14 protein-coding genes are annotated in these 16,931 nt (G+C 63.8%); 4 read left to right on the top strand and 10 right to left on the bottom strand.

Annotated elements, in window-relative coordinates:
• Window positions 1–6: 6 nt before the first annotated feature.
• The 10 genes from NCS02_RS06415 to rpsB form a co-directional block, all read right to left on the bottom strand.
• The gene (locus tag NCS02_RS06415; protein ID WP_008350075.1) at window positions 7–513 is read right to left on the bottom strand and encodes an OmpH/Skp family outer membrane protein; all 507 of its coding nucleotides are present in this window, start codon (window positions 511–513) and stop codon (window positions 7–9) included.
• A 106-nt stretch (window positions 514–619) separates the two neighbouring features.
• Complete coding sequence (bamA, locus tag NCS02_RS06410) at window positions 620–2,932, bottom strand: outer membrane protein assembly factor BamA (protein ID WP_008350077.1); 2,313 nt, start codon at window positions 2,930–2,932, stop codon at window positions 620–622.
• Window positions 2,933–3,009: 77 nt separating this feature from the next.
• A complete protein-coding gene (gene rseP / locus NCS02_RS06405; protein ID WP_008350079.1) occupies window positions 3,010–4,392 on the bottom strand; it encodes an RIP metalloprotease RseP in 1,383 nt (460 codons plus the stop codon).
• A 7-nt stretch (window positions 4,393–4,399) separates the two neighbouring features.
• A complete protein-coding gene (locus tag NCS02_RS06400) occupies window positions 4,400–5,617 on the bottom strand; it encodes a 1-deoxy-D-xylulose-5-phosphate reductoisomerase (protein ID WP_008350081.1) in 1,218 nt (405 codons plus the stop codon).
• 18 nt (window positions 5,618–5,635) lie between these two features.
• On the bottom strand, window positions 5,636–6,448 hold the full coding sequence (locus tag NCS02_RS06395; RefSeq protein ID WP_250522948.1) for a phosphatidate cytidylyltransferase: 813 nt from the start codon (window positions 6,446–6,448) through the stop codon (window positions 5,636–5,638).
• Window positions 6,442–7,224 carry a polyprenyl diphosphate synthase gene (gene uppS / locus NCS02_RS06390; RefSeq protein ID WP_034471985.1) on the bottom strand — a complete coding sequence of 261 codons (783 nt, stop codon included), beginning with the start codon at window positions 7,222–7,224 and terminating at the stop codon, window positions 6,442–6,444. The genes NCS02_RS06395 and uppS overlap by 7 nt, the downstream gene beginning before the upstream one ends.
• A gap of 83 nt (window positions 7,225–7,307) precedes the next feature.
• Window positions 7,308–7,868 (bottom strand): ribosome recycling factor, encoded by a 561-nt coding sequence (frr, locus tag NCS02_RS06385; RefSeq protein WP_008350085.1) that lies wholly within the window; start codon window positions 7,866–7,868, stop codon window positions 7,308–7,310.
• 94 nt (window positions 7,869–7,962) lie between these two features.
• Complete coding sequence (pyrH, locus tag NCS02_RS06380; RefSeq protein WP_008350086.1) at window positions 7,963–8,676, bottom strand: UMP kinase; 714 nt, start codon at window positions 8,674–8,676, stop codon at window positions 7,963–7,965.
• A 251-nt stretch (window positions 8,677–8,927) separates the two neighbouring features.
• On the bottom strand, window positions 8,928–9,809 hold the full coding sequence (gene tsf / locus NCS02_RS06375; protein ID WP_008350087.1) for a translation elongation factor Ts: 882 nt from the start codon (window positions 9,807–9,809) through the stop codon (window positions 8,928–8,930).
• A gap of 140 nt (window positions 9,810–9,949) precedes the next feature.
• Entirely contained in the window at window positions 9,950–10,702 is a 753-nt protein-coding gene (rpsB, locus tag NCS02_RS06370) for a 30S ribosomal protein S2 (protein ID WP_008350088.1), read from the bottom strand.
• Window positions 10,703–11,086: 384 nt separating this feature from the next.
• Here rpsB and map point away from each other — a divergent pair, with 384 nt between their 5' ends.
• The 4 genes from map (at window position 11,087) to NCS02_RS06350 (ending at window position 16,874) form a co-directional block, all read left to right on the top strand.
• The gene (gene map / locus NCS02_RS06365; RefSeq protein ID WP_175979985.1) at window positions 11,087–11,896 is read left to right on the top strand and encodes a type I methionyl aminopeptidase; all 810 of its coding nucleotides are present in this window, start codon (window positions 11,087–11,089) and stop codon (window positions 11,894–11,896) included.
• 64 nt (window positions 11,897–11,960) lie between these two features.
• Window positions 11,961–14,546, top strand: a complete 2,586-nt coding sequence (locus NCS02_RS06360) for a [protein-PII] uridylyltransferase (protein WP_250519420.1) — start codon at window positions 11,961–11,963, stop codon at window positions 14,544–14,546.
• 6 nt (window positions 14,547–14,552) lie between these two features.
• Window positions 14,553–16,421 carry a pseudouridine synthase gene (locus NCS02_RS06355; protein ID WP_250519419.1) on the top strand — a complete coding sequence of 623 codons (1,869 nt, stop codon included), beginning with the start codon at window positions 14,553–14,555 and terminating at the stop codon, window positions 16,419–16,421.
• A gap of 216 nt (window positions 16,422–16,637) precedes the next feature.
• Window positions 16,638–16,874 (top strand): hypothetical protein, encoded by a 237-nt coding sequence (locus tag NCS02_RS06350; protein ID WP_008350092.1) that lies wholly within the window; start codon window positions 16,638–16,640, stop codon window positions 16,872–16,874.
• Window positions 16,875–16,931: the final 57 nt, after the last annotated feature.

Genomic DNA, 16,931 nt, shown 5'->3' with positions numbered 1-16,931 from the left:
TCCTCGTCAGTTCGGGTTCGTGAGCGAACCCGTGCCGGTCGCGCCCGCCGCCAGCGCCTTCAGCACCTGATCCGTAATGTCGATGCGCGGGCTCACGTACACCGCTTCCTGCACGATCAGGTCGTAGTGCTGCTGCTCGGCGATCTGCTTGATCACCTTGTTCGCGCGGTCCAGCACCGCCGCGAGTTCCTCGTTACGGCGCTGGTTCAGGTCCTCGCGGAACTCGCGCTGCTTGCGCTGGAAGTCCGCGTCGAGCTGCGCCAGATCGCGCTGACGGGCCGCGCGGTCGGTCGGCGACATCGAGGCACCGTTCTTGTCGATGTTGTCCGACATCGCCTTCAGGCGCTGCGCCATGTCCTGCAGCGCCTTGTCGCGTTTGGAGAATTCCTGCTCGAGCTTCGACTGGGCGGCCTTCGCCGCGGACGATTCGCGCAAGATGCGGTCCGAATTGACCGCCGCGATGCGCGCTTCCTGAGCACTGGCGGACATCGCCGTGCCCAGGCCGAGAACCATCGACAACGCAAGCGCCAGCGCCCTATGTTTCGAATGCTTACCGGTTCCCAAAGTGTTCCTCACGTTACGTCGAAAAAAATGAAGTTCGCGTTCATCGGCGGGCTGCTTAGAACGCCGTACCGATCTGGAACTGGAACTTCTGATACTGGTCGCCCTCATGCTTCTGCAGCGGGAAGCCGAGGCTCAGCTTGAGCGGGCCGATCGGCGAGATCCACGCGAGACCCAGACCGTAACCGTAGCGCAAGCCGTTTGCACCGCCGCTCGTACCGCCTTGACCCGGATCGCCCCAAACGTTACCGGCATCGAGGAAGGTGAACACGCGCAGCGTACGATCGTAGCCCGTTCCCGGCAGCGGGAACGTCAGCTCGATATTGCCGACCGCCATGCGCGAGCCGCCGATCGGGTCGTTGGTCTTCGCGTCGCGCGGACCCAGCGAGCTCGGCGAGTAACCGCGCACCGAACCGATACCACCCGCGTAGTAGTTCTTGAAGATCGGGTACGTCTGCCCTTGCAGGCCCTTGCCGTAGCCGCCCTGCAGATTGAAGCCGAGCACGAAACCGCGCGCGAACGAGTAGTAATACTGGAACTGCGCGTCGAACTTCGCGTACGTCGTGTTGCCGAGCGGCGTGCCGTATTCTGCGTTCGACTGGATGTAGTAGCCGCGGCTCGGGACGAGCGCGCTGTCGCGATTGTCTCGCGACCAGCCCGCGGTCAGCGGATAGTTGTTCACGACACGGCCGAACTCGTTCACGTAGTTCTTGTAGGACTGCGGCGTGTTGCTGTCCACGTCCATCGTGTTCTGTTCGGCTCCGACGCCGAAGAACACCGTGTCCTGCTCCGAGAACGGGATGCCGAACTTCGTGTCCGCGCCCATCGTGATGATCTTGAAGCTCGAATCCGTCGAGTAATACAGCGGCTGATACGTGCGGTAGTAAGCGTCGGTGATGCGCTTGATGCCGTCGATCGTGAAGTACGGATCGACCTGCGTCACGGTCAGCGTGCGATAGGTTTTCGCGGTGTTCACGTTGACCGCGAGACTCGTGCCCGAGCCGAACACGTTGTCCTGCGACACGCCCGCCGAGAGCACCACCTTGTCCGTCGACGAGAAGCCCGCGCCCAGCGTGATCGCGCCTGTCGGCTTTTCGGCCACCTTCACGTCGACGTCGACCTGGTCGTTCGTGCCTTCCACGGGCGTCGTAGTGACGTCCACGTCGGTGAAGTAGCCGAGACGGTTGATACGGTCCTTCGACAGCGCCAGGCGGCTCGAATCGAACCACGAGCTTTCGAGCTGGCGCATTTCGCGGCGCACCACTTCGTCGCGCGTGCGCGTATTGCCGACGATGTTCACGCGCCGCACATACACGCGACGGCTCGGATCGACTTGCAGCGTGAGCGCCACGGTGTGGTTCGCCTGATCGATCTGCGGCTGCGCGTTGACCTGCGCGAACGCGTAGCCGTATTCGCCGAGCTTGTCGACGATCGCCTTGGTGGTCGACTGCAGCTTTTCGGCCGAGAAGCGCTCGCCCGGTTTGATCTTGATGAGCTTGTTGAGCTCGGCCTGACGGTCGAGCAGATTGCCCGAAAGCGTGATGCTGCTGATCTTGTACGGCTCGCCTTCGTGCACGGCGATCGTCAGATACATGTCCTTCTTGTCCGGCGAGATCGACACCTGCGTGGAGTCGATCGCGAACTCGAGGTAGCCGCGGTTCAGATAGTACGAGCGCACGTTCTCGAGGTCGCCCGTGAGCTTTTCCTTCGCGTAGAGATCGCTCTTCGTGTACCACGAGAACCAGTTCGGCGTGGAAAGCTGCATTTCGCCGAGCAGCGTACTGGAACTGAACGCCTTGTTGCCGACGAAGTTGATCTGGCGAATCTTCGCGCTCGGACCTTCCGCGACGGAGAACAGAATCTGCACGCGATTGCGGTCGACCGGCGTCACGGTGGTCGTGACTTCCGCGGCGTAATAGCCGCGCGTCAGGTATTGGCGCTTGAGCTCCTGCTCCGCCTTGTCGACGAGCGCCTTGTCGTACGAACGGCCTTGCGACAGGCCGACGGAACGCAGCGCCTTCGTGAGGTTGTCCTTGTCGAACTCGTGCAGGCCCGCGAAATCGATGGCCGAAATCGCCGGGCGTTCCTGCACCTGAACGATCACCACGTTGCCTTCGGTGGCAATCTGAACGTCGTTGAAGAAACCCGTTGCGTAGAGTGCGCGAATCGCTTCGGAGGCCTTGTCGTCGGTGAAGGTGTCGCCTTGCTTGATCGGCAGATAAGCGAACACGGAGCCAGGCTCGATGCGTTGGAGACCGTCGATCCGAATATCCTGCACGACGAACGGCGTGGTGGCGTGCGCCGCCATGCCCGTTGCGGCGAGCGCCGCGGCCACAGCCGTCTTAGGAACAAAGCGATGAGGTTTGAACAACGTGCTTCCCCAGTATTTAAAGCTGCATTCGTTCCGGCGGTCGCTCGAAAGACGCCGCCAGAAATTGTCAAAGTGGATCAAAAACGAATCAGACGCGCGAGGTCATTGAACAGCGCGATCATCGACAGAGCGACGATGCAGACCAGGCCCGCCCTTTGCAGAACAAGCTGCCAGCGATCGGATACTGCCTTGCCGGTAACAGCCTCAACCAAATAATATAACAGATGCCCACCGTCCAATACCGGAATCGGTAACAAGTTCAACACTCCGAGGCTGATGCTCACGAGTGCCAGAAACGAAATGAAGGCCGTCGCGCCGAGCCTTGCGCTCTTGCCCGCGTAGTCGGCAATCGTGACCGGCCCTGACAGATTCTTGAGCGACGCCTCGCCGGTGATCATTCGCCCGAACATGCGCAGCGAGTACACGCTGATATCCCACGTGCGGTTCACGCCGAGGCGCAGACTTTCGAGCGGCCCGTAGCGCACATCTACCGTCGGCAGTTGATTCGCGAGCGCGGCGCCGATACGCCCGATGTCCTTGCCCGTCGACGCATCGCGCTTCACGTCCGGCACGATCTGCACGGAATCGCGCTGGCCGTTGCGCTCGACCACGAGCGTCACCGGCTTGCCGCCGTGCGCCTTCACGTAGTCGATGAAGCTCGTCGCGTTGTCGACGCTGCGGCCGTCGATCGCGCGCAGCATGTCGCCCGCCTTCAGCCCGCTCTTCTGCGCCGCGCTGCCCGCCTCGACGCCCGCGACCGTCAGCGTGCCGCCGCCCGGCGTGAAGCCGAGCTTGTCCATGAAATCCTGATCGGCTTCGGAATCGGTGATGCCCGTGACCGTCACCGGAAAGTCGAAGGTGCCGTCGTGCGTCTTCGCCGTCAGCACGATGCGCCGATGATCGAACGATGCGTCGAGCATCTTCCAGCGCAGGTCGGACCATGAGCGGATCGGATGCGTCTCGCCGCCTTCCGCGTCACGCATCGAGAGAATCGTTTCGCCGCCTTCGAAGCCCGCTTGCGCCGCCGCCGTATCGGAAGCGGGCTGCGAAACGATCGCCGCCGGCTCGGTCACGCCGCCCGCGAACACGGCGGAAAACAGCACGATTGCGAGCAGGAAATTGGCGATCGGCCCCGCCGCGACGATCGCGATGCGCTTGCCCACGTTCTGACGGTTGAACGCGCGCGGCAGGTCTTCAGCGGGAATGGTCGTGCCGCTCTCGGGATCGACCTCGCGTTCGTCGAGCATCTTCACGTAGCCGCCGAGCGGCAGCGCGGCGATCGTCCATTCGACGCCCGTCTTCTTGCTGACCCATCGCACGAGCGGCTTGCCGAAGCCGACCGAGAACCGCAGCACTTTCACGCCGCACAGTCGCGCGACGCTGTAGTGACCGAATTCGTGGACGACGACGAGTACGCCTATCGCGACAACGAAGGCGACGATTTCGGTCAGAAAGTTCATGACGGCCTCAATGGGCGATGGGTTCGGCGCCCGGCGCGCTCGCGGTGAGCTCTGCGACGAAACGGGACGCCAGACGGCGCGCGTCGGCATCCGCGGCGAGAACGTCGGCCAAGGTCGCGGCGCTCGTATTCGGCAGCGCGTTCAGCACGCGATCCACCACGTCGCCGATCGCCATGAAGCCGATGCGGCGATCGAGGAACGCCTCGACGGCGATTTCATTGGCCGCGTTCAACGCCGCGCTCGCGATGCCGCCTGCTTCCAGCGCGGCAATCGCCAGCGCGAGACACGGGAAGCGCGCGAAGTCGGGTTTTTCGAATGTGAGCGTCGCGATCTGCGCGAGATCGAGCGGCGCGACGCCCGAATCGACACGCTCAGGATACGCCAGTGCATGCGCGATCGGCGTACGCATGTCCGGATTGCCGAGTTGCGCGAGCACCGAGCCGTCGGCATAGGACACCATCGAATGAATCACGCTCTGCGGATGGATCAGCACCTCGATGCGCGAGCCGGGCAGATTGAAGAGCCAGTGCGCCTCGATGACTTCGAGGCCCTTGTTCATCATCGTCGCGGAATCGACCGAGATCTTGCGGCCCATCGCCCAGTTCGGATGCTTCACGGCCTCTTCGGGCGTGACGTTCACGAGCGTCGCGGGCTCGCGCGTGCGGAAAGGACCGCCGGACGCCGTCAGGATGATCTTCGAGACGCCGCCGTGCAGCTTCGCTTCCTTGTCTGCGCAAGGCGGCAGGCACTGGAACACCGCGTTGTGCTCGCTGTCGACCGGCAGCAGGATCGCGCCGTTGTCGCGCACCGCATCCATGAAAATCTGGCCGGACATCACGAGCGCTTCCTTGTTCGCGAGAAGGATGCGCTTGCCGGCGCGTGCGGCGGCGAGCGTGGGCGCCAGGCCCGCCGCGCCGACGATGGCCGCGACGACCGTATCGCACTGCGCCGCGCGCGCGACTTCGACGAGCGCCTCGGGCCCGTGCGTCACTTCGGTCTTGCAACCCTGCGCGCGCAACGCAGCCGCGACGCGTACGGCGGTTTCGGCGTCGCCGACGACCGCCACTTCGGGCTGAAACTTCAGACATTGCGCGACGAGTTTGTCGCCGTTGCGGTGAGCGGTGAGCGCGTAGACCGAGAAACGGTCCGCATGCCGCGCCACGACGTCGAGCGTGCTATCGCCGATCGAGCCCGTGGAGCCGAGCAGTGTGAGACGTGTTTGCATAAATTCTTCTCTAGCCGATCAGCCAAGCATGAGCAATGCGATCGGCAATACAGGCAACAATGCGTCGATGCGGTCGAGGACGCCGCCGTGACCCGGCAGAAGGCCGCTCGAGTCCTTGACACCCGCCTGGCGCTTGAGCAGCGACTCGAACAGATCGCCGACGACGCTGAACGCGACCAGCACGGAAAGCGCGACGAACGCGCGATCCCAGCCGAGCTGTCCGACGAAGGCGGTGAATACGGTGGGCGCGTAAAAGCCGGTGGCGGCGGCGAGCGCGCCGATGACGATAACGGCGAGCCACCCGCCGATGGCGCCCTCCCAGGTCTTGCCCGGGCTGATCGACGGGGCGAGCTTATGGCGGCCGAGCGCTTTTCCGGCGAAGTATGCGCCTATATCAGCCAGCCAGACTACTAGCAGAAGCGATAGCACGAAGGATACGCCTCGCGTGCGCGCGTCGACGACCGCGTGCCAGCAGGCCAGAAACACGACGATTCCGGCGAAAAGCAGGAACGCGCGCCAGGCGTGCGCGGCCAGCGTGGGCTTGCGAAGCAATGCGTCAGGCCCCGCCAGCACCCAGAAAATACCGGCCATCTGGTAGAGCGGCGTGGCTTTGATCCCGAGGAACGTGCTCAGAACGAGCGCGATGCCCGCGACGAGCGCGTAAGCGACCGGCCCCGCCCCGTTCAGCTTGAGGAGCCGTCCCCATTCCCAGGCCGCGAACACGACGACGAACCCGATCAACGCTCCGAATGCGCCGATCGGCGCAAACAGCGTGATCGGCACGAGTACGGCGAGCAGGACGATTGCCGTGATGACACGGGTTCTTAGCATGAAAGGGTGTCGGCCTTCTGCGATTGGGAAGCGAGTTGCGCGCTGGTGCGCCCGAAGCGGCGTTCGCGGTCACCGTAGGACGCGATCGCGCGGTCCAGGGCGTCGGCGTCGAAGTCGGGCCAGTAGGTGTCGGTGAAGTAGAACTCGGTGTAAGCGAGCTGCCACAGCAGGAAGTTGCTGATGCGCTGCTCGCCGCCCGTGCGGATGAACAGATCCGGCTCCGGCGCGTAGGCCATCGCGAGATGTTCGGCGAACGATTCGTCGTCCACGCGCGCGGGCACGCCCGACTCGAGAGACTCCGCGATAAGCTTCTTCGTCGCCTGCATGATGTCCCAGCGCCCGCCGTAATTGGCAGCGATGGTCAGCGTGAGTCGCGTATTGCGGGCTGTCTTGGTTTCGGCGCGTTGGATGAGCGCGCGGATGCGGTCGTCGAACATGGAAATGTCGCCGACGACGCGCAGACGAATGCCGTTCGCATGCAGCTTGCCGATCTCGCGTTCGAGCGCGGTCACGAACAGGCGCATCAGGAAGGACACTTCGTCGGTCGGACGGCGCCAGTTTTCGGAACTGAACGCGAAGAGCGTGACGAATTCGACGCCGCGCCGCGCGCAGCTTTCGACGGTCGCGCGGACCGCATCGACGCCGCGCGTATGACCGGCGACGCGCGGCAGACGCCGCTCGGTCGCCCATCGGCCATTGCCGTCCATGATGATCGCGACGTGACGCGGGACAGCCGCGACATCGGGCACGGCAACGGTGGAGCTGGTATAGGTCATGGCCGCTGAATCTGGGAATCTGAAGAAGTGAGAGCCAGCCCGGAGCTTGCACGTCCGGGCTTGGCAGGACCGTCTCTACGGCCTCACACCGTCATGATTTCGGATTCTTTGGTCTGAACGAGCTTGTCGATTTCGGCGACGAACTTGTCGGTGAACTTCTGCACTTCGTCGCTCGCACGGCGCTCGTCGTCTTCCGAAATCTCCTTGTCCTTCACGAGTTTCTTCAGTTGATCGTTCGCATCGCGGCGCAGATTGCGCACGGCGACCTTGGCGGTCTCGCCTTCGCTCTTCACGACCTTCGTGAGTTCGCGACGGCGCTCTTCGGTCAGCGCGGGCATCGGCACGCGGATCAGGTCGCCCTGCGTGGCAGGGTTCAGGCCGAGATCCGATTCGCGGATCGCCTTCTCGATCACCGCGACCATCTTCTTTTCCCACGGCTGCACGCCGATCGTACGGGCATCGACGAGCGTCATGTTCGCGACTTGCGAAATGGGCACGTTCGAACCGTAGTAGTCGACCTGGATGTGGTCGAGCAGCCCGGTGTGGGCGCGGCCCGTACGGATCTTGGCGAGATCGGCCTTGAACGCTTCGATCGACCGCTGCATCTTCTGGTCGACGCTCTTCTTGATGTCAGCCACACTCATTTTGAACCTCCAAACCTAAGTTTTACCGGCGATAGCGGCGCTCGGTCGCGCGAGGCTTGCCGCCCCGCTGCGCGGCGCCTGATACCGCGAGAGTTTACACGTGGACGAGCGTCCCTTCGTCGTCGCCCTGCACGATGCGCTTCAATGCGCCCGGCTTCGTGATCGAGAACACGCGAATCGGCAGTTTCTGGTCGCGGCACAGTGCGAACGCGGTGGCGTCCATCACCTGAAGATTCTTGCCGATCGCCTCGTCGAAGCTGATCGTGCTGTAACGCGTCGCATGCGGGTCCTTCTTCGGGTCGGCGGAGTATACGCCATCGACCTTCGTCGCCTTCAACACCACTTCGGCGCCGATTTCCGAGCCGCGCAGCGCGGCGGCCGTATCCGTCGTGAAGAACGGGTTGCCCGTGCCGGCCGCGAAGATCACGACCTTGCCCTCTTCCAGTTGACGGATCGCGCGGGGGCGGATGTACGGCTCGACCACCTGATCCATGCGCAACGCGGATTGCACGCGCGCTTCGATGCCCGCGTGGCGCATCGCGTCTTGCAGCGCGAGCGCGTTCATCATCGTGGCGAGCATCCCCATGTAGTCGGCCGTCGCCCGGTCCATGCCGGCCGCGCCGCCCGCGACACCGCGGAAGATGTTGCCGCCGCCGATCACGACGGCCAGTTGCGTCCCGATCCGCACCACCTCCGCGACATCCGCCACCATCCTTTCGATTGTTGCGCGATTGATGCCGAAAGCATCGTCGCCCATCAGGGCTTCGCCGGAGAGCTTGAGGAGTACGCGTTTGTAGGCTGTGGGCATATGAGGTTCCGATCGCGCCGAGGAGGGTTGCAACAACGTAGAACTGTAGGGGTGAAACATTACTTACCGCAAGCGGGCCGGATCGGGCGGCGGGCGCGGCAGGTCAGGGTTTTCCCTGATCTGCCGCGCCCGCTCTTCGTGCGAACCGGATCGCTGAATTCTTGCGGCGGGACGATCCGCCGCGGTACTGCGGGCCCGACGCGCGGCCGCGCCATGACAGCACACGCGTCTTAAACGAGCCTTAGCGTGCCTTAGGACTGCTTGGCCGCCGCGACTTGCGCCGCCACTTCGGCCGCGAAGTCGTCCTGACGCTTCTCGATGCCCTCGCCAACCACGAACAGCGCGAACTTCTGCACCGATGCGCCGGCCGCCTTCAGGTACTGCTCGATCGTCTGCTTGTCGTTCTTCACGAACGGCTGGTTCAGCAGCGACACTTCCTTCAGGTACTTCTGAATCGAGCCGTCGACCATCTTCGCGACGATCTCGGCCGGCTTGCCCGACTCGGCAGCCTTCTGCTCGGCGATGCTGCGCTCCTTGGCGATCAGATCGGCCGGCACTTCGTCCGACGACAGCGAAACCGGCTTCATCGCGGCGACGTGCATCGCGACGTCCTTGCCGACTTGCTCGTCAGCGCCCGTGAATTCGACCAGAACGCCGATGCGCGTGCCGTGCAGGTACGACGCAACCTTGTTCGCGGAGTCGAAGCGCACGAAGCGGCGGATCGACAAGTTTTCGCCGATCTTGCCGACGAGCGCCAGACGCACTGCGTCGACCGTCGAGCTTTCGAGCGGCAGCGCCGACAGCGCGGCCACGTCGGCCGGGTTGTTCTTCGCGACCAGTTCAGCAATCGTCTTGCCGAAAGCCAGGAAGTCGTCGTTCTTCGCGACAAAGTCGGTTTCGCAGTTCAGCTCGACGAGCGCGCCCACGCCGCCTTCGACGTGCGCCGTCACGATGCCTTCAGCCGTCACGCGCGATGCCGCCTTGCTCGCCTTGTTGCCGAGCTTCACGCGCAGCAACTCTTCCGCGCGCGCCATGTCGCCGTCGGCTTCCGTCAGCGCCTTCTTGCATTCCATCATCGGCGCATCGGTCTTCGCGCGCAGTTCTGCCACCATGCTTGCGGTAATTGCCGCCATCATTCGCTCCTTGAGTCTGTTTGATACGTGCCGCCGGCTTTACAGCCCGCCCACGGCAGGAAAATTGGCATTTCTATCGCGCCGACTAAAAAAAAGGGGCCTTTCGCAAAGCCCCCTTTTTTGTCGGCCACAGGGCTCGATTACGCCTCTGCGTTGACCTCGACGAACTCGTCGCCTTCGCCGTTACGGACAGCTTGCACAACGTCGTTCACCGCGTTCGCGCGGCCTTCGAGGATCGCGTCAGCGACGCCCTGAGCGTACAGCGCGACGGCCTTGGATGCGTCGTCGTTACCCGGAATCACGTAGTCGATGCCTTCCGGCGAGTGGTTCGTGTCGACCACGGCGATAACCGGAATGCCGAGCTTCTTCGCTTCGGTGACAGCAATCTTGTGGTAGCCGACGTCGATGACGAACATCGCGTCCGGAATGCCGCCCATGTCCTTGACGCCGCCGATCGACTTCTGCAGCTTGACCATTTCGCGCTCGAACAGAAGCGCTTCCTTCTTGCTCATCCGCTCGGTTTCACCCGATTCCAGCGCTGCTTCCATGTCCTTCAGGCGCTTGATCGAAACCTTCAGCGTCTTGAAGTTGGTCATCATGCCGCCGAGCCAGCGGGCGTTGACGAAAGGCATGCCGGCGCGCGCTGCTTCCTGCGCGATCGTGTCGCGCGACTGACGCTTCGTGCCGACGAAAAGGATCGTGCCGCGATTCGCTGCCAACTGGCGCACGTACTTCAGCGCGTCGTTGTAGAGCGGCAGGGTCTTTTCGAGGTTGATGATGTGAATCTTGTTGCGATGACCGAAGATGTACGGAGCCATCTTCGGATTCCAGAAGCGGGTTTGGTGACCGAAGTGGACACCGGCTTCCAGCATTTGACGCATCGTGACTGCCATGAAAATTCTCCGCGAGGGTTGGGTCTTAAGCCGGCTGCCGCATCCCGCGCCCGGTTATCTTTGCTTTCCGGACGCCGGACACCCTGGGTGCGCCGGCTTGCGTATCGACTTGAACAGACTGGAACAACTAACACTAAGTCGCGTTTCACACCTGCAGGCACGATCGTCTTATGAAATCGTGACGACAATATGGATTACGACTTAGCCTGCGAGTATAGCATGTGAGGATTGGTCGGCTCAAGCAGCACGACCGATCCGAATTGCGCGCGCGTTTCGTGTTTCGCGGCCGCCCGCCTCGAACTATCCGGGTGCGGCGCATTTCCTAAGGTGCGATAATGCCGCTTTCGCGGCTCACTGCCGCATTGACGCATTCCGGGCCAAGTCATGTCCATTACGCTGAAAAACGAACACGATATCGCACAGATGCGCGTCGCCTGCCGGCTCGCCAGCGAAGTGCTCGATTTCATCACGCCGCATATCGTTCCCGGCGTGACCACCGAAGAACTCGATCGCCTTTGCCACGAATATATGGTGAAGGAACAAGGCACCGTTCCCGCACCGCTCAATTATCAGCCGCCCGGCTATCCGCCGTACCCGAAGGCCACGTGCATTTCCGTGAACGACGTGATCTGTCACGGCATCCCCGGCGAGAAAGTGCTGAAGAACGGCGACGCGCTCAATATCGACATCACCGTCATCAAGAACGGATATTTCGGCGACACGAGCCGCATGTTCATCGTCGGCGAGGGCTCGATTCTGGCGAAGCGCCTCGTGCAGACCACGTTCGACTGCATGTGGCTCGGCATCGATCAGGTGCGCCCTGGCGCGCATCTCGGCGATATCGGCGCGGCGATCCAGAAGCACGCGGAGTCGCAAGGCTACAGCGTCGTGCGCGAATATTGCGGCCACGGCATCGGCCAGGTGTTCCACGAGGAGCCGCAGGTGCTGCATTACGGCCGCGCGGGCACGGGCATCGAACTGCAGGCGGGCATGATCTTCACCGTCGAACCGATGATCAACGCCGGCCGCCGCGAAATCCGCACCATGCCGGATCAGTGGACCGTCAAGACGCGCGACCGCAGCCTCTCGGCGCAATGGGAGCACACGGTGCTCGTCACGCCGACGGGCTACGAAGTGCTGACCGTCTCGGCGGGCACGCAGGCGCCGTCGCAGCTGATCGCGGCAACGGCCTGATTCTCCGTCTCCCCGCGCGCCCGCTTTCCCGCCGGCGCGCCCCCACCTCCTTTTTGGTCGATCCATGAGCGTCACCGCCGCTGTCGCCACGCCCTGTGAATCGTTGCGCGCCGCCTACAAGGTGGCGAAGGCGGCGCTCATCGAACGCTTTCAGTCCGGCTCGAACGTCGAACCGCTGATGCGCGCGCTCGCCCGCGCCACCGACGACGCCCTCGAAGGCGCGTGGTCCGCCTGCGACATGCCGGACAGCGCGGCGCTCGTTGCGGTCGGCGGCTACGGACGCGGCGAGCTCGCGCCCTACTCCGACGTCGACATTCTCGTCCTGCTGCCCGACGCATCGCCGCACGGCAGCGACGCGGAGCTCAACGGCCGCGTCGAGCGCTTCATCGGCATGGCGTGGGATCTCGGGCTCGATATCGGCAGCAGCGTGCGCTCGGTGGAGCAATGCATCGCCGAGGCGGGCAACGACATCACCGTGCAGACGTCGTTGCTCGAAGCGCGGCGCATCTGCGGCGATACGCAACTTTTTCAGCGCTTCTCGGCGCGCTACCACGAGACGCTCGATCCGCGCGCGTTTTTCCAGGCGAAGGTGCTGGAAATGCGCCAGCGGCACGCGAAGTTTCAGGACACGCCCTACAGCCTCGAGCCGAACATCAAGGAAAGTCCCGGCGGCCTGCGCGATCTGCAACTGATTCTCTGGATTGCGCGCGGAGCGGGTTTCGGCAGCAGCTGGCGCGAACTCGACACGCGCGGGCTCATCACCGAACGCGAAGCGCGCGAACTGCGCCGCAACGAAGGCTTCCTGAAGGCGCTGCGCGCGCGGTTGCACGTCATCGCGAAGCGCCGTCAGGACATTCTCGTCTTCGACCTGCAGACGCCGCTCGCGGAAAGCTTCGGCTTCAAGGCGACCGCCGCCAAGCGCGCGAGCGAGCAGTTGATGCGCCGTTATTACTGGGCGGCGAAAGCCGTCACGCAGCTCGCGACCATCCTGATCCAGAACGTCGAAGCGCAGCTTTTTCCGTCGACGAGCGGCATCACGCGCGTCGTCAACGGGCGTTTCGTCGAGAAGCAAGGCATGCTGGAAATCGCCCGCGACGATGTCTTCGAGCGCGAGCCGCACGCCATTCTCGAAGCGTTTCTGCTGTACGAACAAACGCGCGGCATCAAGGGATTTTCGGCGCGCACGCTGCGGGCGATCTACAACGCGCGCGATCTGATGAACCGCGACTGGCGGCGCGACCCGGAAAATCGCCGGCTGTTCATGGAGATTCTCAAGCAGCCCGAAGGCATCACGCACGCGTTTCGCCTGATGAACCAGACGAGCGTGCTCGGGCGCTATCTGCTGAACTTCCGGCGCATCGTCGGACAGATGCAGCACGATCTCTATCACGTCTACACGGTCGATCAGCACATCCTGATGGTGCTGCGCAATCTGCGGCGCTTCGCGATCGCCGAGCACGCGCACGAATATCCGTTCTGCAGCCAGCTGATGGGCAATTTCGAGCGCCCGTGGGTGCTGTACGTCGCGGCGCTCTTTCACGATATCGCGAAAGGCCGCGGCGGCGATCATTCGACGCTCGGCATGGCCGATGCCCGGCGCTTCTGCCGCGAACACGACATCGGCGAGGAAGACACCGAGCTCGTCGTGTGGCTCGTGCAGCAGCATCTGACGATGAGTCAGGTCGCGCAGAAGCAGGACACGAGCGACCCGGACGTCATCAAGCAGTTCGCCTCCGTCGTGAAGACGGAACGCCGGCTCACGGCGCTGTATCTGCTGACCGTCGCCGATATCCGCGGCACGAGTCCGAAAGTCTGGAACAACTGGAAGGGCAAGCTGCTGGAAGATCTCTTCCGCGCGACGCAAGCCGTGCTCGGCGGCGCGCAGACCGACGCGCATTCGGAACTCAAATCGCGGCAGGAAGCGGCGCTCGCGCTGCTGCGGCTCGAAACGGTTCCCGAAGGCGCGCAGAAGCGGCTTTGGGATCAGCTCGACGTCGGCTATTTCCTGCGTCACGATCCGGCCGACATCGCGTGGCAGACGCGCGTGCTCTATCGGCACGTCGCGAGCGAGGAGCCGATCGTGCGGGCGCGGCCCTCGCCCATCGGCGCCGCGCTGCAGGTGCTCGTCTATCTGAAGGATCGGCCGGATCTTTTCGCCGGCATCTGCGCGTATTTCGACAAGAACGGGCTTTCCGTGCTCGATGCGCGCGTGACGACGACCCGCCACGGCTATGCGCTCGACAACTTCCTCGTGGCCCATCCGGACCACGACGGAAGTTATCGCGACATCGCCAATCTCGTCGAGCAGCAACTGGCCGCGCTGCTCACGGACGAGCGTATTCTCCCGGAACCGTCGAAGGGCCGCGTGTCGCGGCTCGTGCGTACGTTTCCGATCACGCCGCGCGTGGACTTGCGTCCCGACGATCGCGGCCAGTACTACATCCTGTCCGTGTCGGCGAACGACCGGCAGGGCCTTCTTTATTCGATCGCGCGCGTTCTGGCGCAACACCGGATCGGCGTGCAGGCGGCACGGATCAACACGCTCGGCGAACGCGTCGAAGACGTGTTTCTGCTCGACGGCAAGAGCCTGTCGAACAACCGCACCCAGATCCAGGTGGAAACCGAACTGCTGCGCGCGATCGCAGCCTGAGACTTTATGCGCGTCAAACTGACAGCCAAACATCCGCGTCCGACCTCGGCAACGCGTTCGCCGGTTCGAGCCGGCACGACCACCGGGCGCAAGCCCGTTCGCGCACCGTCGCCGGACGAGGCGCGTCCGAAGCGCTCGGGCCAGCCGGCCGACAAGCGCAGCGATGCGCCGCATGAGCCGCGTGCTTTCAAGCCGCGTGGTGACGATTCGCGTCCGGCGTTCGGTGAACGCGGTCCGCGCAAGTCGTTCGAAGGTCGTCCGCCTGCGCGTGGCGAGCGTCCGTCGGGTGGCGATGAACGTCGTCCGTTCAAACCGCGTGGCGATGATTCGCGTCCCGCGTTCGGTGAACGTGGTCCGCGCAAGTCGTTCGACGACAGGCCGCCGCGTGGCGAACGCACGTCAGGTGGCGATGAACGTCGTCCGTTTAAACCGCGTGGTGACGATTCGCGTCCCGCCTTCGGTGAACGTGGTCCGCGCAAGTCGTTCGACGACAGGCCGCCGCGTGGCGAACGCGCGTCGGGCGGCGATGAACGTCGTCCGTTCAAACCGCGTGGCGATGATTCGCGTCCGGCGTTTGGCGAGCGTGGTCCGCGCAAGTCGTTCGACGACAGGCCGCCGCGTGGCGAACGCACATCGGGTAGCGATGAACGTCGCCCGTTCAAACCGCGTGGTGACGATTCGCGTCCCGCTTTCGGTGAACGCGGTCCGCGCAAGTCGTTCGACGACAGGCCGCCGCGTGGCGAACGCGCATCGGGCGCCGATGAACGTCGTCCCTTCAAACCGCGCGGCGACGATTCGCGTCCCGCTTTCGGTGAACGTGGTCCGCGCAAGTCGTTCGACGACAGGCCGCCGCGTGGCGAACGCGCATCGGGCGCCGATGAACGTCGTCCCTTCAAACCGCGCGGCGACGATTCGCGTCCCGCTTTCAACGAACGCGATCCGCGCAAGTCACGCGACGATCGCGCGCCCGGAGCGCGTCCCGCACGGCGCGACGAGAACGACCGTCCGTACGCCAGACGCGACGATCGCGGCGATACGCGCAAGCCAGCGGCGAAACCTGCGACGAAGCCCGCCGCGCCCGTCGCGGAGTCCGCGCCGAAGCATCGCGATCACCACGACGGCCTCGTGCGCCTGTCGAAAGTGATGTCGGAGCTCGGCCTCTGCTCGCGCCGTGAAGCCGACGAATGGATCGAGAAAGGCTGGGTGCTCGTCGACGGCGAAGTCATCGACACGCTCGGCACGCGCATCCGTCCGACGCAGAACATCGAAATCCTGCCCGCGGCGCATTCCGCGCAGGCGCGCCTCGTCACGATCCTGCTGCACAAGCCGGTCGGCTACGTCTCGGGTCAGGCGGAAGACGGCTACGAGCCCGCGGTCACGCTCATCAACCCGGCCAATCACTGGAACGAGGACCACTCGGGTGTGCGCTTCGCGCCGAGCCATCTGCGCACGCTCGCGCCGGCGGGCCGCCTGGACATCGACTCGACGGGACTTCTCGTGCTCACGCAGGACGGCCGCATCGCGAAACAACTGATCGGCGGCCACTCGGAAGTCGACAAGGAATACCTCGTGCGCGTGCGCTTCGGCGAGCATACGGTCGATGTCGATCAGCATTTCCCCGCCGAAAAACTCGCGCTCCTGCGTCACGGCCTCGAACTCGACGGCGTGCCGCTCAAGACCGCGCAGGTGAGCTGGCAAAACGGCGAACAACTGCGCTTCGTGCTCCGCGAAGGCAAGAAGCGGCAGATCCGCCGCATGTGCGAGCTCGTCGGACTGGAAGTGGTCGGTCTGAAGCGCATTCGCATGGGCCACGTGACGCTCGGCGCGCTGCCCCCCGGCCAGTGGCGCTATCTCGGCCCGAACGAGACTTTCTGAGCAAACCGAGCAGTTCGCGCGCACGTCGATCGAACGTTCGCGCGGCGTCGTATTGCGTCGCAAAAATGCGACGTTCCAGCAGAAAAAACGGCACGACGCAATTCCGGTCGTGCCGTTTCATTTTTGGCGGCTTTTTGGCTAAAGAAAATAAGTCATCGATCCGATAAACCAGACAGCAGGATCAGCAGCATTGAACGGCATTGATGGAGAATCGCCATGTCAGTTGAGATCATCGTTCGTGAGACGGGAACCGGTCTGGAGATCGTGAGTGGCCGGCGACGGCTCGAAGCCCTCCTCGCCCTGCGCGACGAAGTCGTCGTGACGAGCCCCGGCGTGGGTGAAATGGTGATCGCCCGTCTGCCCGACGGACGCCTGCAGGCATCCGCGAATCCGGAGCATGTCGCGCTGTTTCGTCAACCCGACGTCAGCGGCAATCCGAAAACGTTGGCGTAAAGAAAAAGCCGCTTCTCGCGAAAGCGGCTCTCCGTATTCAGGCTGATTCGTTGCGAT

The organism is Caballeronia sp. NCF2 (genome assembly GCF_023631205.1).
GTDB classification, from domain to species: domain Bacteria; phylum Pseudomonadota; class Gammaproteobacteria; order Burkholderiales; family Burkholderiaceae; genus Caballeronia; species Caballeronia zhejiangensis.
Note: the sequence above shows the minus strand (reverse complement) of the source record. Positions and strands in the feature narration are given on the sequence as shown.